Below are 18,282 nucleotides of genomic sequence, written 5' to 3'. Positions count from 1 at the left end.
CAATTGCGCCGCGCCGTCTTACTGGGCGCGGACGCCGTCTCACCAAGTTCGGACGGCGCCTTACTGCGTGCGGACGCCGTCCTGGATCACCGAGGGCGTCAGCGAGAACGGCGCCCTGATGTCGCCGAGCGTGCGCAGTTCGAGGGTGAACACCACCGATTTGTTGCGGGCGTAGGTGGGCGGGTAGCCGTAGCCGTCCGAGATCGAGTCGCGGTAATTCAGGCCGAGTTTCAGACATTCGTCCTGATAGCCAATGCCCGCGCCCCAGGTGGCGATGGCGAACAGCGGCGCCGCCGGCGCATAAGAGGTTTGTCCGTTCACCAGATAGGTGACGCCGTTGTAATTGTGGCGGCCGAGATCCCAGGTGATGTCGCCCTGGACGAAATAATTCTGGAACACATCGTAGCGCGTGTTCACGCCCAGGCCCTCGCGGCGCTCGTTATAGCCGATGATCGGCTGCGCCGTGTAATTGGCGTAGTTCACGCCAAAACCCAGCGGCCCGTATTTGGCGCGGCCCTGGACGTCGAGGCGGCGCATCGACCAGTCGCTCTCGTCGAACCGCGCCTTGGCGACGAAGCTGTAATTCGCGCTGGGGGCGTAGGCGAGTCGCGTGACGTAATCGGACTGCGGCTTGTCCAGCCCGGAGCTGAGGCCGATATTGGCGGCGTCGGGCGTGGCGTAGGAATTGACGCCGGCCACCTGCGCCGACTGGCCGACCAGCGCGCTGGCGTAGCCATAATCGTGCAGGTCATAGGTGAACTGGGCGCCGTAATTGGCGCGCACGCCGGTCTCGAACCGGTCATAGCCGGAATATTTGTTCCATTCGAACAGGTTCGAATCGTCGAACACCAGGCTTTGGGCGTCGAGATTGACCATGTTGTTGGTCGGCTGGCCGTTCGGCCGCGCGATGATCTGCGCGATCGGCTCGACCACCATTTCGCCGATCGGGGTCTTGGTCAGCAGCGGATAGCGCCATTCCAGACCGGCGCCCGGCGTGATGTAGCCGCCGAACTGGTCGTTGTGGCTGAGAAAATTCTGCTGGTCGGAATTGAGGACCGTGTCGGAGCCGAACGCGACCCCACCGTTCACGCGGGCGTTGAGATAGTTGACGTTGGCGCGCGCGAAGGTGAAGGGCGTCCAGACCTCGCCCAACGGGTCGATGAACTTGCGCTTCCACGACAGTTGCAGGGTGGCGCTGTCATATTCGCCGCCGATGCCGCGCAGCAGGCAGTTGGACTGGCTGTAGGCTTGCGTGGTCCCGGTGGCGCGGCAGACCGCGAACATGCCGTAGCGCGAATCGAACTGGTAGGAGCCGATCTGCTGGTAGGAGGCGAGATCGGCGGTCGAGCGGGTGAAATTGGCGTCGATCTCGACCTCGCCGCCGATGCCCCAGGTTTTGGCGGGGTCGAGCGAGATGGTCTTGTTGTAGTCGAGAATCGGCCAGACGGCGGCGAGCTGCGGCTGGTAGTCGGTATTGGCGAGGCCCTGGAACGAATAGCCGCGCAGGTCGAAATAGCCGCGGTCGCCCTGGCCGGTCAGATAGACCGTGGACGAGTTCTCGCGGAAGAAATTGCCGTTCAGCGTGCTGTTGCCGATGGCGTAATCGTTGTTGAACCACTTGTCGGAGGCGCGGGCGATATCCCAGCCGAACTTCCAGCTCTGGTTGAGCCAGATCACGCCCTGCGACTGCACCATGCCGCGATCGGTGCGGGTCTTCTCGGCGCCATAGGGCCAGCCGGCGAACACCGACGGGTTGTTCTGGTGGATGCCGGTGAGATCGAGGGTGAAATAGCCGTTGTCGAGCCGCTGCCGGTATTCCACGTCGCCGCGGAAGCCTTGGTTGCCATAGTAATAGGGCGTGACGGTCACGTCCTTGTCGGGCGAGATCACCCAGAAATACGGCTGTCCCACGCCGAAGCCGGTGGTGGTCGCGTTATAGGACAGATGCGGCGCGAGGAAGCCGGAGGCGCGGGTCACGCTCGGGTCGGGCGTCGACAGGAACGGGAACCAGACCATCGGCAGGCCGAACAGCTCGAAGGTGGCGTTCTCGTAATAGAGGCGCTGCTCGGCGTTCTTGTGGACGATTTTTTGCGCGCGCAGGCGCCAGACCGGGGCGCGCTCGGGATGATCGGCGCAGGTGTCGCAGGCGGTGTAGGCGCCTTTTTCGAAGACGGTGGTTTCCTCGTCGAGCTTCTCGGTGCGCGTCGAGGTCATGTGGGTGCGGTCGTTGCTGTCGGACCGCGCCGAATCGACGAAACCGCGCTTGAAGTCGCCCGACAGCTCCATCCGGTCGGCATGGGTGACCGACCCGTCGGAATCGGTGAGCTTGACCGAGCCTTCGGCCAGCACCCGCCCGGTGTCGCGGTAATAGGTGACCTTGTCGGCCTCCAGCGTCTTCTTCTTGTAGTAGATCTGGACGTCGCCGGTGGCGACCACCGTATGGTCGCGGTCGTTGTACGTGACCTTGTTGGCGTCGACGTTCATCGGCGTCTTGTCGCCGCTGTTGTTCGCGGCGGCGAATCGTTCGTTCAGGGTCTGCGCCTGGGCGTCGGACCACGGCGCGCACAGCGCGCCGCCCAGCGCCAGGACGAGCGCCAGCCAAGACACGCGGCAAGACACGCGGCGATGCGCGAGGCCGAAGGAGGACGGGCGCAGGGACTCGCGTCCCCCCGTCATCAGCCCGAGGGCAGGGTTGGAGCCGAAGGCGATTTTGGCCATCAGCCGTCCTCACGATTCAAGAGAGTCAATCCGCCCAACAAATTCGCGATGATCGCCGGGGTCCAGGCTGCGACGGGCGCGCTCAGCATGCCCGCTCCGCCCAGATCGGAGACCAGTTTAGAGGATACATAAAGCACGAAGCCAGCGCCGACGCCACCCAGCACCATCAGGCCGATTCCGCCCATTCGAGACAATTTTAACGAGAAACACGCCGCGATCAGCACCATGGCCGCAAGCAGCGAGGGCAGGGCGATAAGCTGTTGAAAACGCAAGCGATACCCCACCGAATCCAACCCGACCGCCTCTGTGTCAGCCGCGAGTCGCGGCAGCGACCAGAAAGGCACAGTTTCGGGCGCAACGAAACTCTGCGCCACCTGCGTGGGCAAAAGATTCGTTCCAAGATGGTAAATTTCCACACGTCTCGGATCGACCGCCGGGGCGGTGACGAGAGCCGTCTTCAACTCCCATTCTCCCGGAATGAGCCGCGCCTGCTCGGCGTCGACGCGCTCGACGAATCGGCCCTTCAAGTCAAAGACATAAACAGTCACGCCCGACAGGCGCAAGCCGGATTCGGCCGCCACGTCGGCGCGCAGGATCGACTGCTGGTCGCGGCCGCGCTGGCGAAGCCACAGGTTCGAATCCTGCATCGACACCTGCGTCCTGAAAATGCCCGCCTCGATCTCGTCGGCCTTCGCCTTCATCAGCGCCGCGCCGGGGCTGAACAGCATCACCACCACGGCGCCCAGGCCCAGCGCCGCGACCAGCGGCGGGGCGAGAAACTGCCAGACCGAAACGCCGGCGGCGCGGGCCACCACCAGCTCCAGCTTGCGTGTGAGGTTGATGAAGGCGGCCATGGCGCCGAACAAAGTGGCGAAGGGCAGCACCTGCTCGGCGATCGAGGGCGTGCGCATCAGGCACACCAGCAGCACGATCGACACCGGCGTGTTCGGCACGTCGCCGGCGCGGCGCAGCATTTCCACAAAATCGGCCATGTAGATCAGGCCGAAAATGGTGAAGAAGATCACGGCCAGGCTCTGCAGAAACCGCTTGGCGAGATAGACTCCGAGCGTGCGGCCGATCATCGCGCCTCCGCCGGAACGAAACGGCCGCCGCGCAACAGCGGGACCAGAGCGGAGCGGAATGCGTAGAGGCCCGCGCCGACCATGCCCAGCAGCGGCAGGGCGTAGGCGAAGGGCACGGCGTCCGGGCCGCGCGCCAGGGCGCCGGCGACGCCGAATCCCCCGACTCGCAGCAGCACGGCGATCAGGGTGGCGCCGCCGATGGCCAAGCCCCGCGTCTGCCGGGTGGTGCGCGGCGTGCCCAGCGCGGCGAAGGCGATCAGGCCCATGGCCAGCGCATAGAGCGGCGAGACGAACCGCTCATGCAGATCGGCGCGGAATCGCCCGATATTGTCGCGGGTGTAGGGATCGGACACGTCGTAGTTCAGCAGATCCCAGGTGGAGCGTTCGCGCGGCTTGAGCGGGCCGCCATAGAGCTTCGAGCCGAAATTGGACAAATCGAGCGCATAGGAATCGAAGGTCACCATCGCCGGGACGGCGCCCTTGTCCTGCTTCTGGATCGTGCCGGTCTGCAACACGATATAGGACTTGCCGTCGATCTTGGCGATGATGCCGTTTTCAGCGAGATAGACGCTCAACTCGTTGGAATCGCGGCGGTCGAGCATGAACACGCCGCGCAATTCGCCGCCGGGGCCGCGATCCCGGTAGTGGAAAACCAGCCCGCTTTCCAGCGTGTTGAACTGGCCGGGACGCACGATGCGGGTCAGGAAATCGGATTTCACCTCGGTCCAGGCGTCGCGCATCACCTGAAAACTCGATGGCATGATCCACAGCGACACCAGGGCGCACAGGCCGGCCACCGCCACGATCAGCGCCAAATAGGGACGCAGCAGGCCGAGCGGCGACAGGCCGGAGGCGGCGGTCACCACCAGCTCGCTGTCGCCGTTGAGCTTGTTGAGCGAGAACATCACGGCGATGAACAAAGCGATCGGCGCGATCACCATGAACAGCGAGGGAATCCACATGCCGGTGATGGTGAGGAATTTCAGCGCCGACTGGCCCTTGGAGGTGATCAGGTCGAGATCGTGCAAAGCCTGCGTCAGCCAGATCACGGCCGTCAGCACGCCCACAGTGGCGAGGAAGGCCGCGCCGGCGACGCGGAAAATGTAACGCTCGATCAGTGTCATGCCTGCTCCCGCCGCCACCCGCCCCAAGGCGGGGTCGAACTGGGGCGCGTAGCTTATTTAGCAGCAATTTAAGCTAAACAATGGCTCGGCGGTCAGAATGCGCGCGAAAACGGCGTTCTGTTGCGCCGCGGGCACAGATCGAAAAGGCGCCAACCGCGGCCTTCTCCCCGGCAAACCCTTGGATTTCCGGGGGTCAGGCGCCCGAGGTCGCGATCGAGCCGAAGGCGTCGAGCGCCCGCCGGCGCGCGAAATCGTGCTCGACGATCGGCGCCGGCCAGTTGCGGCCGATCTCGACGCCGGCCGCCGCCAGCACGTCGGCCGGCGCGCTCCAGGGGCGGTGAATGTAGCGGGTCGGCAGCCGGGCAAGCTCCGGGCAATGGGTACGGACGTAATCGCCGTCGGGGTCGAACTTCTCGCCTTGCAGCACCGGGTTGAAGATGCGGAAGAACGGCGCGGCGTCGGGGCCGCTGCCGGCGACCCATTGCCAGGACACGGCGTTATTGGCCTCGTCGGCGTCGGTCAGCGTGTCCCAGAACCAGGCCTCGCCCTCGCGCCAGTCGATCAGCAAATGTTTGGTCAGGAACGAGGCCGCGACCATCCGCGCCCGGTTGGCGAGGAATCCCGTGCGCCAAAGCTGGCGCATCGCCGCGTCCACGATCGGATAGCCGGTGCGCCCGCGCTTCCACGCCTCCAGCGCCTCGGGATCGGCGCGATAGGGGAAATGGTCGAACCGGGCGTTGAAATTGCGCCAGGACAGGTCGGGCCGGGCGTGGAGCAGGTGGATCGAAAATTCGCGCCAGCACAGTTCGATCAAAAATTTCTCCGCCGGCCGTCCGCGCACCGCATCGACGATCTGGCGCGGCGAAATTTCCCCGAAATGCAGATGCGCCGACAGTTTGGAGGCGGCGTCGCAATCGACGCGGTCGCGCATGGTTTCGTAACCATCGAGCTTGGCGTCGATGAAGCGATGCAGCCGCGCCAGGGCGCCGGCCTCGCCCGCGTCCGGCTCCAGGAAATGTTCGGCCCAGTTCGGGCGCGAGGGCGACAGCGCCAGCGACTCGCGGGAAACCTGCGGCAGCGCGCCCGGCCAGTCGGCGAAGGAGATCCGCTCCGGCGCCAGGCCCGGTTCGGCGGCGAGCAGCCGGTCGCGCACCGCGCGCCAGAACGGCGTGAACACCTTGAAATAGCCGCCCGGCCGCGTGGCGATCTGCGACGGTTCGATCAGCAGGGCGCTGTTGAAGCTTTCGACCTTCAGACCCTGGCCGGCGAGCGTTTCGATCAGCCGCGCGTCGACGGCGCGCTCGACGCCGCCGTGGCGCCGGTTGAACGCAAGATGCGTCGCGCCCGCCGCCTGCGCCAGCTCCGGCAGCAGCGACTCGGCCGGGCCGCGCAGATAGCGCAGCTTGCCGCCGAAGCGGGCGAGATCGGCTTCGAGCGCCGCCAGGGCGCGGTCGAGCCGCCAGCGCGCCGCCCGTCCCAGCGGGCGCAGGTCGGCGGTCCCGTCTTCATCTATATAGAGGCAGAGCAGCGGCAGGCCGGTGGCGACGGCCGCCGCGAGCGCCGGATTGTCGCCGAGGCGCAAATCTTCGCGAAACCAGACCAGCGCGCAAGAAGAGGGGTTTTGGGACATCAAAAGATCGCGCGATAAAGGATGGATTTGAGGCATAACCGACCTCGGGGCCGAAAGGCGCCACCGTGACGACTACCCCGGGCGGTTTTTTCGCGTTATGAGACACGCTCACTCAAAGGGCAAGGCGCGCGTGGGCACAGGTCTTTTCATCACCTTCGAAGGCGGGGAGGGGGCCGGGAAATCGACCCAGATTCGCATACTCGGCGGCCGGCTGCGCGATTACGCGCGCGAGCTGGTGGTGACCCGCGAGCCCGGCGGCACCGATCTGGCCGAGCGGCTGCGCGCCTTTATCCTGGGCGGAAAGGCCAAACAATTCGGGCCGCTGGGCGAAGCCGTGCTGTTTTCAGCCGCCCGAATCGACCATATCGACCGGGTGATCGCCCCGGCCATCGCGCGCGGGGCGGTGGTGCTGTGCGACCGTTTCGCCGATTCGACCCGCGCCTATCAGGGCGCGCGCGGCGAGGTGGACGAGAAGGTGCTGGAGGCGCTGGAGACGACGACTCTCGCCGGCTGCCGGCCCGACCTCACCTTCATTCTCGATCTCGCGCCGGAGGTCGGGCTGGCCCGCGCCCGCCAGCGTCGCGGCGAACTGGGCGCCGACCGGTTCGAGAGCGAGGCCGATTCCTTCCACCATCTGCTGCGGCAGAAATTCCGCGACATCGCCAGCGACGATCCCGACCGCTGCCGGCTGATCGACGCCACGCAATCGGAAACCTGGGTGGCGGCGGCGATCTGGCGGGCCATCGCCGAAAAATTCCGCCAGCGCGAACGCGCCGTCCCGGTCGGGCTGGCGACGTGAGGGGCAGGCAGGAGGAGGCGCCGCCGGAAAGCGACCGCTTCGAGCCGGCCCCGCATCCCCGCGACACGTTCCGCCTGTTCGGCCACGTCAAAGCCGAGGCCGCGCTGCTGGAGGCGTTTCGCAGCGGACGCATGCCGCAGGCGTTCATTCTCGGCGGACCGCAGGGCATTGGCAAGGCGACGCTGGCCTGGCGGCTGGCGCGCTTTCTCGCCGTCCATCCCGACCCGGCCGCGCCCGAGGTCGCCGGGGCCGCGACGCTCGACGTCGATCCCGACCATCCCGTCGCGCGCAAAATCTCCAATCTCGCCTACGGCGATCTCGCCTTGCTGCGGCGCGGCTGGAACGACAAGACCAAAAAACATTTCACCCGCATCGCCGTCGAGGACGTGCGGAAAATGCTGCATCTGTTCGAGCAGGCGGCGGGCGGCGGCGGCTGGCGCATGGCGCTGGTCGATTCCGCCGACGATCTCAACGCCGCCAGCGCCAACGCTCTGCTGAAGATGATCGAGGAGCCGCCGCCGCGCAGCCTGTTCCTGCTGGTGGCGCACCAGCCGGGCCGCATCCTGCCGACGATTCGCTCGCGCTGCCGCCGGCTGATGCTGCACCCGCTGGACGGAGACGATCTGCGCGCCGCCGTGCGCGCCGCGCTCGACGCCTCAGGAATCAAGGCGGGAGACGCCGAACTCGCGAGCGCCTGCGCGCGGGCCGAGGGCGCCCCGCGCGAGGCGCTGCGGCTGCTGTCGGCCGCCGACGCCCGCTTCGACGCGCAGGTGGCGCGCGCCCTGTCGCTGCTGCCGCGCATCGACTGGCCGCTGGTTCATGGAATAGCGGATGCGGCGGCGGGCGACGAAACCGCCTTCGAGGCGCTGCTGTCGGCGGCGTTCGGCTGGCTCGGCGCGGAGGTGCGGGCCAAGCGGGATCTCGGCCCGCGCGCGGTCGCGCCCTATGCCGAGGCCTGGGAGCGGCTCGAACGCGACTCGCGCGAGCAGGCGATCTTCAATCTCGACAAGCGCGCCTTCACGCTGCTGACCTTCGACCTGCTGGCGCGCGCGGCCGGGGGCGGGCGGCCTTGACAAAAGCGGGCGGCGCCGGCCTTGTGCCGGGCCTTCGCCCCTGATCCGAGACAAAGCCTTGACCGACGACTTCCGCTTCACCCTGCGCGCCCGCGACGGCGGCGCCCGCCTTGGCGAAATTTCGACGCCGCGCGGCGCGATCCGCACCCCGGCTTTCATGCCGGTCGGCACGGCGGCGACGGTGAAGGCCATGTATCCCGGCCAGGTGCGCGAACTCGGCGCCGACGTCGTGCTCGGCAATGTCTATCATCTGATGTTGCGCCCCGGCGCCGAGCGCGTCGCCGAACTCGGCGGGCTGCACAAGTTCATGAACTGGCCGCACAACATCCTCACCGATTCCGGCGGCTTCCAGGTGATGTCGCTGGCGAAACTGCGCAAGCTCGACGAGAACGGCGTGACGTTCCAGTCGCATATCGACGGCTCGCGGCATCAGTTGACGCCGGAGCGGTCGATGGAGATCCAGCGCCTGCTCGGCTCGGACATCCAGATGCAGTTCGACGAATGCGTCAAGCTGCCCTGCTCGCATGAGGAGGCCGAGCGCGCCATGCGGCTCAGCCTGCGCTGGGCCGAGCGCTCGCGCAAGGCGTTCGGCGAACAGCCCGGCCGCGCCTGTTTCGGCATCGTGCAGGGCGGGGCGGAGCGCGACCTGCGCATCGAGAGCGCGCGGGCGCTCGCGGACATGGATTTCGGCGGCATGGCGGTCGGCGGCCTCGCGGTGGGCGAGCCGCAGGAGGTGATGCTCGCCATGATCGAGACGGTGATGCCGCACCTGCCCGAGCACAAGCCGCATTATCTGATGGGGGTGGGGACGCCCGACGACCTGCTGCAATCGGTCAAGCGCGGCATCGACATGTTCGATTGCGTCATGCCGACCCGCGCCGGGCGCCACGGCCTCGCCTATACCCGCTGGGGCAAGCTCAACCTGAAAAACGCCCGCCACGCCGAGGACCCGCGCCCGCTCGACCCGACCAGCTCCTGCCCGGCGGCGCGCGACTATTCCCGCGCCTATCTGCACCACCTCGTCCGCTGCCAGGAAATTTTGGGGATGATGCTGCTGACCTGGGTCAATCTGGCCTATTATCAGGATCTGATGGCTGGCGCGCGCGAAGCCATATCCGCGGGGCGTTACGACGATTATCTCGCGCAGGTGAAAGACAATTGGACCCGCGACGGGGAACCCGGTTGAGCGGGCGCGCGTTCGTAAAGCGCTGGCGTAAAGTTTAAAATGAAAGAGCGGAAAAGCTCGTCGCTTTTCCGCTCTGCCTGCCTTGTCCTGCCAAAAAGCGGACTATGCCGAAGCTGTTCTCTCCCCGAGATAAATGCCGGCGCATAGTCTTGCTGTTTGACGTCCTCCCACGACTTGGACACGAGCTCCGCGCCGATTTTCCGGCTGCGACCGTCTCCCCGACGGTTTTTTCAAGTTAGTCGAAGAAAATTCCCTTGTCTATGTGTCGCAGGAGCAATCATGACAAAAAAATTGATTTGTATCAGCTGTAGCTCGAGCATTTATTGTGCGCCGCACAAATACAGTCCGCGCGCGCATCGGGTTCCCTAAGGTTAAGCTTGCCTTCATCTGCGCCAACTTGCACGGCGCGCGCCTTTCGCTTAATCCCATGCGCAACCAGCCAAAACTGGGCGCGAGCGGCGCAAATTGCGCCGGCGCGCCGCGCAAGGGACCGACATGACCGACCTGCACGACGATATTCTCCGGCGCCACGACAAAGCCCTCATTGTCGATTTCGGATCGCAGGTCACTCAGCTGATCGCGCGCCGCGTGCGCGAGGCCGGCGTCTATTGCGAAATCGTGCCGTTCCAGTCGGCGGAAAAGGCGTTCGACGCCATTCGGCCCGGCGCGGTCATTCTCTCGGGCGGCCCGGCCTCGGTCACCGAAAAAGGCTCGCCGCGCGCGCCCGAAAACATCCTCAAATCCGGCCTGCCGATCCTGGCGATCTGCTACGGCCAGCAGACTATCGCCGCCCAGATGGGCGGGGCGGTCGAGGGCGGCCACGCCGCCGAATTCGGCCGCGCCGAGGTCGAGGTGATCGAGGACAGCGCGCTGTTCGACGGGCTGTGGGAGAAGGGCGGGCGCTATCAGGTCTGGATGAGCCATGGCGACCGCGTGACCCGTCTGCCCGAAGGGTTCACCGTCAAGGCGCGCAGCGAGAACGCCCCGCTCGCCGTCGCCTCCGACGAAAAGCGCAAGATCTTCACCACCCAGTTCCATCCCGAAGTGGCCCACACGCCCGACGGCGCCAGGCTGCTGGCCAATTTCGTGCAAAAAGTCGCCCGGCTGAAATCCGACTGGACCATGGCGGCGTTCCGCGGCGAGGCGATCAAGTCGATCCGCGCGCAGGTGGGGCAGGGCCGGGTGCTGTGCGGCCTGTCCGGCGGCGTGGATTCGGCGGTCGCCGCCGTGCTGATCCACGAGGCCATCGGCGAGCGCGTCACCTGCGTGTTCGTCGATCACGGCCTGCTGCGCATGGGCGAGGCGGAAGAAGTGGTGCGGCTGTTCCGCGACCATTACAACATTCCGCTGGTCCACGTTCAGGCGCAGGATCTGTTCATCGGCGCGCTGGAAGGCGAGTCCGATCCCGAAACCAAGCGCAAGACCATCGGCCGGCTGTTCATCGAGACGTTTGAAGCCGAAGCGAAAAAAATCGCGGCGGACGGCAAGGGCGCCCCGGAATTTCTGGCGCAGGGCACGCTGTATCCCGACGTGATCGAGAGCGTCAGCTTCACCGGCGGCCCGTCGGTCACCATCAAGAGCCACCACAATGTCGGCGGCCTGCCCGCGCGCATGAACATGAAGCTGGTCGAGCCGCTGCGCGAACTCTTTAAAGACGAAGTCCGCGCGCTGGGCCGCGAACTCGGCCTGCCCGAGGCGTTCGTCGGGCGGCATCCGTTCCCCGGCCCCGGCCTCGCCATCCGCTGCCCCGGCGGCGTCACCCGCGAAAAGCTCGACATTCTGCGCAAAGCCGACGCCATCTATCTCGACGAGATCCGCAAGGCCGGGCTGTATGACGTGATCTGGCAGGCGTTCGCCGTGCTGCTGCCGGTGCGCACCGTCGGCGTGATGGGCGACGGCCGCACCTATGATCATGTGTGCGCCTTGCGCGCCGTGACTTCCGTGGACGGCATGACCGCCGACTTCTTCCCCTATGACATGGCGTTTCTCGGCCGCACCGCCACCCGCATCATCAACGAGGTCAAGGGCGTCAACCGCGTGGTCTATGACGTGACGTCGAAGCCGCCGGGCACGATCGAATGGGAATAAGGCATGCACCCGAGTTACAGAGACTGGCTCCGCCGCGCTGTTCCTTCTGAGGCGACGTGGCGGACCAAACTGTCTGAACTCAAGCGGGTTGAGGCTGTTTATGGCGACATGGACAGCCTCTATGACCAGGATGAACTCCAAAGCCTGCTCGAAGAACTGGCCTATTCGTCGGAAGACCAGAGAAGGAACAGGCCGAATCCTTCAAGACTGACGATCAATGGCGACGTGCGGAATAATCTCGCGTCCTATAAAGCGGCGGTCCAGAAATATGCGCGTTTCCGGCAGGACTTCGAACTCGAGTCCGCACGCATTGAAGTTTCCACGCCAGCATCCGATGCGGTCGATTTGCTCGCCGAGGGCGACCGCACCTTTTCAATGGAGCGCGACCTGCAAGCGGCGTTGCACAAGGAAATCTCCCAGCTCGAAGCGGGTCTGGTGATTGCTGATGGCGGCGCGGAAAAGGCCGTCGCCTCCGGCCGGATCGACATTCTCGCCAAAGACTCGTCGGGAGCGTGGGTCGTCATCGAACTGAAGGCGGTCAAGGCGCCGCGCGACGCGGTGGCGCAATTGCTGGCCTATATGGGGGACATTCTCGCGGAAACGAACGAATCCGTCCGGGGGATTCTGATTGCGCCCGATTTCGACGCCCGCGCTCTGTCCGCCGCGCGCGTTGTGCCAAGCGTCAAACTGGTGAGCTACGGATTTCGCTTCTCGTTTTCCCCTCTGGCTGCATGAGAGGCGACGGCGCGCGTTTCCGCCCCCTCGCGCGGCCTTTGATCAGCGCATTGAGGAGGGCGGACTCGCGATGTCTGTTTTTGGTATTCCGAGAATAGGGCGCGCAGCGTGGATTTTGGCGAAATTCCACTTCCGGTAGAATCGAATTTGCAAAAAGTGATCGAAAACGCGCGGTTTTCTGCATTTTTGTGTGAAAAAACGAGCGAAATGCGTCAATTTTTGCACGAACAATCGTTTGGTTGCGCAGCCGGTGCGCCTCGGCGGACGTGCGCGTGAGGCATCAAAAGTCGTTGGGATTCAGCCTGTTAGTCGTCCCGGTTTCACGTGGAACATAACAGGAACAAAACCCGCCGCTTTGTCAAGTCCCGCCTCTGGGCTTTCACTTTCGCCGGCGTCAGCCCGCCTGCCACACAAACCCCGGCGGCGCCGCCACAAAAAGCTCCGGCGCGATCTTTTGCGTGGCGAGGGCCTTGGCCAGTTCCTCGCGCGGCTCGTCGCGGCCTTCGTCGGTGAGCTGGATCACGCCCCAATGGATGCCGAAGGCGCGAACCGCCTCCAGATCCTGAAAGATCATCACCGCTTCCTCCGGCGCGACATGCTGGTCGGCCATGAACCAGCGCGGCTCATAGGCGCCGATGGGGAGCAGCGCCACGTCCGGCGCGCCGACGCGGGCGCGGATCGTCTTGAACAGGGTTCCGTCGCCATAGCCGGTGTCGCCGGCGAAATAGATCGTTTCCGCCCCGGCGCGCACATAAAACCCGCCCCACAGCGCCATGCGCCGGTCGCTGAGGGAGCGCGACGACCAATGTTGCGCCGGAACCAGCGTCGCGCCGACCTCGCCGCGCAGATTCACATCGTCCCACCAGTCCAGCGCCGTCACGCGCGCGGCGGGCAGGGCGCGGCGCACGATGGCGTCGTTGCCGAACGGGGTGACGATCAGCGGCGCATCGCGCTTCACCAGCCGCCGCAGCGTGGCCATGTCGCAATGGTCGTAATGGTTGTGGCTGAGCAGGATCACGTCGATCGGGGGCAGGGCGTCCAAGGCGACCGCGGGCGGGCAGGCGCGCTTGGGGCCGACGAACGGCACGGGGCTGGCGCGGGTCGACCAGAACGGGTCGGTCAGCAGGTTCAGCCCGCGCGTCTGGATCAGCACGGTGGCGTGGCCGACGAAGGTCAGCCGCGTCGCCTCGCTGCGGGCCTCGGGCGTGACGCTCGGCACGACAATGTCGGCCGGCCAGGGGCGGGGATTCAAGGCTTTGCGCCAGCGCTTGATTTCCGCCACCTGCTTGTCCGGCGTCGCGGGCGCGAGATTGAAGAAGCGTCCGTCGAAATGATCGCTGGGCGGCCCGGAATAATATTGATTCTGCAGCATGAAGGCGATGTAACATTCGCGAGCGCGCGCTTCAATGCGCGCGCGCCGGGTGGTCCAGCCCGGTCAGCGTGTCGCGCAGCGCGCGGGCGAGCGGCGGGCATCGCAGCGCCAGCGGCAGCAGCCAGGGCCGCAACGCCCCGAGCGGGGCGGGGCGGCCGCGCGCGAAAGTGGTCAGCGCCCTCACCCGCCCGACCACCTGTTCGTGCGTCAGGCGGCGCAGGCGGCCGTACTCGTCCAGCCGTCCGGGGCGCCCGGCCAGCGCCTCCGCCGCGCAGGCCGCGAACACATAGGCGTCTTCGATGCCGAGATTCATGCCGCGCGCCCCCACCGGCGAATGAAGATGCGCGGCGTCGCCGGCGAGCGCGACGCGGCCGCGAACTTCGCGGATGGCGATGCGATGGCTGATGTGGAACGACGAGCGCCACAGCGTTGCGCCGGGCCGGGTTCCCGGCGGCAGGCGGTCGAGCAGGTCGGGCAGGTTGCCGAACGCCCGCCACACCCCCGGCGCCAGCGCCAGCATGAAGATCAGCCCGCGCTTCTGGAAGCAGACATGCGCGACGTCCGGGCCGAGCGGCGTGTCGAGGGCGATGTCGCACAACGGCCAGGCTTCCGGAACGGCGGAACCGGGAAAGCCGATTCCGAGCGCGGCGCGCACCCGGCTGTGCGCGCCGTCGGCGCCGAGCAGGATCGGCGCCCGCGCCTTTTCGCGCTGGCCGTCCTCATGCGCCAAAGTCGCTACGACGCCGACGCCGTCCTGCGCCAGCGCCTCGAAGCGCACGCCGCGCTCGGGGACGAGTCCATGGCGCGCCAGCGCCGCGCGCAGGATCGCTTCCGTGCGGGTCTGGGGCAGGGCGATCATGCGGCGCTCGCGAAACCGCAGTTCCGCGACCTCGGTCCATTCCTGATAAAAGCGCACGCCGCGCAGGCGACGGCCTTCGGATTCGAGCGCGTTGGCGACGCCGCTCGGCGCCAGCAGGTCGAGCGTGCGCGTGTTGATGGCGAGCGCCCGCGATTGCTGTTCCGGCGCCGGGGCGGCGTCGATCAGCCGCGCTTTCACGCCTTTTTCGGCCAGGAACAAGGCCGCCGCCAGGCCCGTCGGGCCTGCGCCGACAATCAGTGGACCCTCCGCCACATGCGGATTCCTTTTCGGGAGCGATGCGCCCCAACGTCGCGCCGCCGCCATGGTTCCCGGACTCGCCTCGGGGGCGCCAACCCTGCCAGCCGCGCGGGGCGGATTGTCGCAATGCTGACGTTGCGACATTCGCAGGACGCAAACGCCAAATCGGAGGGTGAAATGGCGGAATCCAAGGTGACGATCGAACAGAAACCCAATGCAAATGGGCGTGCTTGCTGCATCTGCCGGAGGCCGCCGACGGGCTCGGTCTGGGCAAGGAATTCAAGACCGAGGAGCGCGCCGAAGCCTGGCTCGACACGTCGGAGGCGGTCACAGCGATCGACGTGATGACGCGCAAGCACAAGAAATAATGGGGATGGCCGGGCGCGCCCGGCCATTTCCTCAGGCCAGGGCGCGTTGGGCGGCGGCGAGTGTGCGGGCTATTTACGCCTCGATTCGGGTCTGGATGGTGAAAATGTCGAAGGGCGGATTGTCCGGGCCGTTGGCGAAGCTCGGCGCGGCGGGCGCGGCGAGGTCGGCCGCGTCGAAGGCGAGCAGGAGCAGGGCGGGGCGGTCAGGCGAGTCGTTGGAATATTGCGCGGCGCCTCCACCGGCCCGCGCGGTTTCCATCTGGCCCTGGGCCAGCCGCGCCTCGGCGCCGCCCTCGCTGCGCCGGATCGCGGCGCCCGACAGCAGGCCGGCCAGCCGCCACCCTGCCCCCGGCAGAACCGGACCCTCCTGATTCGGCGCCAGCGCCAGAATCGCCACGGCGAATCGCGCCAGCGCGTCGGCGTAGAGCTGGTAGAGCTGCGGCTCCGAGGGGTTGGCCGCGGCGAAGGCGGGGGGCGCCAGATCCGGGGCGTCCAGCGCGCGGCGGAACACGTCGCCGCCGATGACCAGCAGTTCGCGCGGGTTTTCCGCCAGTTCGACGACAGATTGGAAATCCCAGATGAAACGTTTGAGCGTGTCGGGTAAAACGACGGTCATGGCGGCTCCCAGCGGGCGGACGATCTGAAGCAAAAACCGCGCCGCCTGCCTCTTGCGTCGACGTGGCGTGATTCGCGCCAGGATAACCTCGGAACGGATCGCCATGAAAAAGGAAAGCGATAGCATGACCATGCCCGATGCGCCGGCGTCCGCGCTGTTCAGCCGCGACGCCGAAAACTACGATGTACAGCGCCGCCGCCTGATCCCGTGTTTCGACGCGTTTTATGGCGCGGCCCTCACGCTGATCGCGGAAGGCCGCAGCGCCCAGGCGATCGACGTGCTCGATCTCGGCGCCGGCACCGGGCTGTTTTCCTCGATGATTCTGGCGCAGCAGCCCGTCGGCCGTCTGTGCCTGCTGGATGGCTCGGCCGCCATGCTCGACCAAGCGCGCGCGCGTTTTGCAGGCCTCGACAGCATCGACTATCGCATCGCCGACATGACCGGCGCAGATCTCGGCGGCGGCTGGGATGTGGTGGTCTCGTCGCTGGCGATTCATCATCTGCCAGACGAGGCGAAGCGTGGCCTGTACCGGCGCGTTCGTGCGGCGCTTAAGCCGGGCGGCCTGTTCGTGAACGCCGAACAGGTCGCGGGGCCGACCCCGACGGCCGACGCGCGTTATGCGCGGCTCTGGCTGGAGCAGATCAGGAGGCTGGGCGTTCCAGAGCCCGAAGTCGAAAAGGCGCTGCAGCGCATGAGCTACGATGTGTGCGCGCCGGTCGGGCTGCAGTTGCAATGGCTTGAGGAGGTAGGATTTTCCGACGTGGATTGCAGTTTCAAGGCATGGAGGTTCGCCGTGTTGAGCGGCCGCGCCTAAAGGGGCGCGTCGCAATCTCTGCTAGTTCCATAATATTGATTATGCGAAATTCGGTAGGGCGTAGGTCTCCCCTGTCGGGCCGCTGCCTTAGGTTCGTTCTCCTAAGATCTCCACGGGGTGAGGCGCGAGCGTCTTGAGACTGATGGCTGGATCGTTGTCTCTGGACGCAGGATTGCTCAGCTTTCGACAAGAGCGCCGACAATGACGTCTCGTAGCCGCCGCTGATCACACGTGGCAGTCCTACCTGACCTATAGTCAGTCCTGGGGCGCTCGCCCGCGCACTTTATCCAAAACGCGCCTCGCTAAATTCCAGCAAGCGTCGAGGCGCTTCGGGCTTCAGTTTCGCTCGATGCCGCGCGCGGATGATGCGCTCAGGAGATCAAGACGATTTCAAGTTCTTGGCCGGATGCGCCGACCTCATCGCCAACGGCTTTGCCCATCAGCAGTCTCGCCACGGGCGAAACGAAGGAAATCGAGCCGGACTTCGGGTCGGCTTCGTCCTCGCCCACGATGCGATAGCGCTGCACGCGCCCATCCTGGCGCCGAAACGCCACCGTGCTGCCAAAAGCGACGGTTTCGGTTGAGGTAGGTTCGGTCATGACCTGGGCGCTCCGAACTCTCGCCGCAAAATAGCGCATATCTCGCAAAGGAATGCCGGTTTGCCGTCGCCGTTCGTTCACGTCGTCGATTTTCAGCGCCGTCTCATACGCGGCGCGAGCCTGTTCGAGCTGAAGTTCAAGCGCTTTCAATCCCGCTGGCGTCACAATGTTTGGATGAGGCGAAATCGGGCGGTCGGGCAGCAAGGTCTCGGACGCGGTTTCCGCACTGTCTTCCTTAGCGAAGGCGACGCTCAAATTGGACTCCTCTCAACATGATGATCTGCGCTCCGGTAACAGGCTAAAGCATGATCAGCCACCTGAAAGTTGGTAGAGACGAGTCATGACCAAACCAGACATCGCCTTCCTGCTTGCGCCCGGCGCCGGCGCGCCGACGACTCATCCGCGCATGCAGGCCTTTCGCAAAATGCTGGAGCCTATCGGGACCGTCGTCCCCTTCGATTATTCCTACGCGCTTGAAGGCCGGAAAAGCCCCGATCGTCTTCCGAAGCTCATGGAAAGGCATCGGGCGGCCTTGGCGAGACTGCGGGAAAACCATGCCGGGCCGATTGTGCTGATCGGCAAGAGCATGGGCGGTCGGGTCGGTTGCCACGTCGCCCTGACCGAACGCGTCCCGGCGGTCGTCTGCCTCGGATACCCGCTTTGCGGCGCAGGAAATCGAGCGAATCTGCGCGACGAAGTTCTTTTAGCGCTTCGCACGCCGATTCTGTTCGTCCAGGGAACGAAGGACAGGCTCTGCCCTCTGGATCTGCTTGAGGGCGTCCGTCAGCGCATGACGGCTCCGAACGCCCTCCATGTCGTCGAGGGGGGCGATCATTCGCTTCTCGCCTCCAAGACGGCGCTGAAATCGCGCGGCCTCGACCAAGACCAAATTGACAGCGATATCAGCAAGGCCATCGCCGATTTCCTGACGCTTTAGCCGCTCGCGCCGTCGTCCCCGCTC

Annotated in this window: 16 protein-coding genes; 8 read left to right on the top strand and 8 right to left on the bottom strand. The window is 65.9% G+C overall.

Annotated elements, in window-relative coordinates; translation table 11 throughout:
* Window positions 1-60: 60 nt before the first annotated feature.
* The 4 genes from CFB24_RS10555 to CFB24_RS10540 form a co-directional block, all read right to left on the bottom strand.
* Window positions 61-2,718: an LPS-assembly protein LptD gene (locus CFB24_RS10555; RefSeq protein WP_244593135.1), complete on the bottom strand. Its 2,658-nt coding sequence runs from the start codon at window positions 2,716-2,718 to the stop codon at window positions 61-63.
* Entirely contained in the window at window positions 2,718-3,800 is a 1,083-nt protein-coding gene (gene lptG, locus CFB24_RS10550) for an LPS export ABC transporter permease LptG (RefSeq protein WP_088520576.1), read from the bottom strand. The genes CFB24_RS10555 and lptG overlap by 1 nt, the downstream gene beginning before the upstream one ends.
* Entirely contained in the window at window positions 3,797-4,924 is a 1,128-nt protein-coding gene (gene lptF, locus CFB24_RS10545) for an LPS export ABC transporter permease LptF (RefSeq protein ID WP_088520575.1), read from the bottom strand. The genes lptG and lptF overlap by 4 nt, the downstream gene beginning before the upstream one ends.
* 193 nt (window positions 4,925-5,117) lie before the next feature.
* Window positions 5,118-6,554, bottom strand: a complete 1,437-nt coding sequence (locus CFB24_RS10540; protein ID WP_176440430.1) for a cryptochrome/photolyase family protein — start codon at window positions 6,552-6,554, stop codon at window positions 5,118-5,120.
* Window positions 6,555-6,684: 130 nt separating this feature from the next.
* On the opposite strand from CFB24_RS10540, the gene tmk reads away from it, so the two are divergent.
* The 5 genes from tmk (at window position 6,685) to CFB24_RS10515 (ending at window position 12,435) form a co-directional block, all read left to right on the top strand.
* Complete coding sequence (gene tmk, locus CFB24_RS10535; protein ID WP_425332079.1) at window positions 6,685-7,353, top strand: dTMP kinase; 669 nt, start codon at window positions 6,685-6,687, stop codon at window positions 7,351-7,353.
* The gene (locus CFB24_RS10530) at window positions 7,350-8,426 is read left to right on the top strand and encodes a DNA polymerase III subunit delta' (protein ID WP_088520573.1); all 1,077 of its coding nucleotides are present in this window, start codon (window positions 7,350-7,352) and stop codon (window positions 8,424-8,426) included. Before tmk ends, CFB24_RS10530 begins: the two co-directional genes overlap by 4 nt.
* Window positions 8,427-8,484: 58 nt before the next feature.
* Window positions 8,485-9,612 carry a tRNA guanosine(34) transglycosylase Tgt gene (gene tgt / locus CFB24_RS10525; RefSeq protein ID WP_088520572.1) on the top strand — a complete coding sequence of 376 codons (1,128 nt, stop codon included), beginning with the start codon at window positions 8,485-8,487 and terminating at the stop codon, window positions 9,610-9,612.
* Between the two features lie 495 nt (window positions 9,613-10,107).
* Window positions 10,108-11,700 carry a glutamine-hydrolyzing GMP synthase gene (gene guaA, locus CFB24_RS10520; protein WP_088520571.1) on the top strand — a complete coding sequence of 531 codons (1,593 nt, stop codon included), beginning with the start codon at window positions 10,108-10,110 and terminating at the stop codon, window positions 11,698-11,700.
* A gap of 108 nt (window positions 11,701-11,808) precedes the next feature.
* Window positions 11,809-12,435 (top strand): endonuclease NucS domain-containing protein, encoded by a 627-nt coding sequence (locus CFB24_RS10515; protein WP_158255166.1) that lies wholly within the window; start codon window positions 11,809-11,811, stop codon window positions 12,433-12,435.
* 394 nt (window positions 12,436-12,829) lie between these two features.
* Here CFB24_RS10515 and CFB24_RS10510 read toward each other — a convergent pair whose 3' ends face one another.
* Both CFB24_RS10510 and CFB24_RS10505 read right to left on the bottom strand, forming a co-directional pair.
* On the bottom strand, window positions 12,830-13,807 hold the full coding sequence (locus CFB24_RS10510) for an MBL fold metallo-hydrolase (RefSeq protein ID WP_206605447.1): 978 nt from the start codon (window positions 13,805-13,807) through the stop codon (window positions 12,830-12,832).
* Window positions 13,808-13,838: 31 nt separating this feature from the next.
* Window positions 13,839-14,939 (bottom strand): FAD-dependent oxidoreductase, encoded by a 1,101-nt coding sequence (locus CFB24_RS10505; RefSeq protein ID WP_158255167.1) that lies wholly within the window; start codon window positions 14,937-14,939, stop codon window positions 13,839-13,841.
* Between the two features lie 215 nt (window positions 14,940-15,154).
* Between CFB24_RS10505 and CFB24_RS10500 the strand changes: the two genes are divergently transcribed.
* On the top strand, window positions 15,155-15,292 hold the full coding sequence (locus CFB24_RS10500; RefSeq protein ID WP_244593136.1) for a hypothetical protein: 138 nt from the start codon (window positions 15,155-15,157) through the stop codon (window positions 15,290-15,292).
* Window positions 15,293-15,365: 73 nt separating this feature from the next.
* On the opposite strand, the gene CFB24_RS10495 is transcribed toward CFB24_RS10500, so the two are convergent.
* The gene (locus CFB24_RS10495; RefSeq protein WP_141098422.1) at window positions 15,366-15,908 is read right to left on the bottom strand and encodes a hypothetical protein; all 543 of its coding nucleotides are present in this window, start codon (window positions 15,906-15,908) and stop codon (window positions 15,366-15,368) included.
* 124 nt (window positions 15,909-16,032) lie between these two features.
* Between CFB24_RS10495 and CFB24_RS10490 the strand changes: the two genes are divergently transcribed.
* Complete coding sequence (locus tag CFB24_RS10490) at window positions 16,033-16,722, top strand: class I SAM-dependent methyltransferase (RefSeq protein ID WP_088520775.1); 690 nt, start codon at window positions 16,033-16,035, stop codon at window positions 16,720-16,722.
* Between the two features lie 371 nt (window positions 16,723-17,093).
* Here the strand turns inward: CFB24_RS10490 and greA are convergent, their stop codons facing one another.
* Complete coding sequence (gene greA / locus CFB24_RS10485) at window positions 17,094-17,576, bottom strand: transcription elongation factor GreA (protein WP_088520567.1); 483 nt, start codon at window positions 17,574-17,576, stop codon at window positions 17,094-17,096.
* Window positions 17,577-17,661: 85 nt separating this feature from the next.
* Here greA and CFB24_RS10480 point away from each other — a divergent pair, with 85 nt between their 5' ends.
* On the top strand, window positions 17,662-18,258 hold the full coding sequence (locus tag CFB24_RS10480) for an alpha/beta hydrolase family protein (protein WP_088520566.1): 597 nt from the start codon (window positions 17,662-17,664) through the stop codon (window positions 18,256-18,258).
* Window positions 18,259-18,282 lie beyond the last annotated feature (24 nt).

The sequence above is a fragment of the Rhodoblastus acidophilus genome (assembly GCF_900187365.1).
Taxonomy (GTDB): domain Bacteria; phylum Pseudomonadota; class Alphaproteobacteria; order Rhizobiales; family Beijerinckiaceae; genus Rhodoblastus; species Rhodoblastus acidophilus.
Note: the sequence above shows the minus strand (reverse complement) of the source record. Positions and strands in the feature narration are given on the sequence as shown.

Bases quoted from the DNA above. Each gene is read 5' to 3' on its own strand.
- lptF (WP_088520575.1), bottom strand. From the start codon at position 4,924: ATGACACTGATCGAGCGTTACATTTTCCGCGTCGCCGGCGCGGCCTTC.
- CFB24_RS10515 (WP_158255166.1), top strand. From the start codon at position 11,809: ATGGACAGCCTCTATGACCAGGATGAACTCCAAAGCCTGCTCGAAGAA.
- lptG (WP_088520576.1), bottom strand. From the start codon at position 3,800: ATGATCGGCCGCACGCTCGGAGTCTATCTCGCCAAGCGGTTTCTGCAG.
- CFB24_RS10510 (WP_206605447.1), bottom strand. From the start codon at position 13,807: ATGCTGCAGAATCAATATTATTCCGGGCCGCCCAGCGATCATTTCGAC.
- CFB24_RS10490 (WP_088520775.1), top strand. From the start codon at position 16,033: ATGACCATGCCCGATGCGCCGGCGTCCGCGCTGTTCAGCCGCGACGCC.
- CFB24_RS10495 (WP_141098422.1), bottom strand. From the start codon at position 15,908: ATGACCGTCGTTTTACCCGACACGCTCAAACGTTTCATCTGGGATTTC.
- CFB24_RS10555 (WP_244593135.1), bottom strand. From the start codon at position 2,718: ATGGCCAAAATCGCCTTCGGCTCCAACCCTGCCCTCGGGCTGATGACG.
- CFB24_RS10540 (WP_176440430.1), bottom strand. From the start codon at position 6,554: ATGTCCCAAAACCCCTCTTCTTGCGCGCTGGTCTGGTTTCGCGAAGAT.
- CFB24_RS10480 (WP_088520566.1), top strand. From the start codon at position 17,662: ATGACCAAACCAGACATCGCCTTCCTGCTTGCGCCCGGCGCCGGCGCG.
- guaA (WP_088520571.1), top strand. From the start codon at position 10,108: ATGACCGACCTGCACGACGATATTCTCCGGCGCCACGACAAAGCCCTC.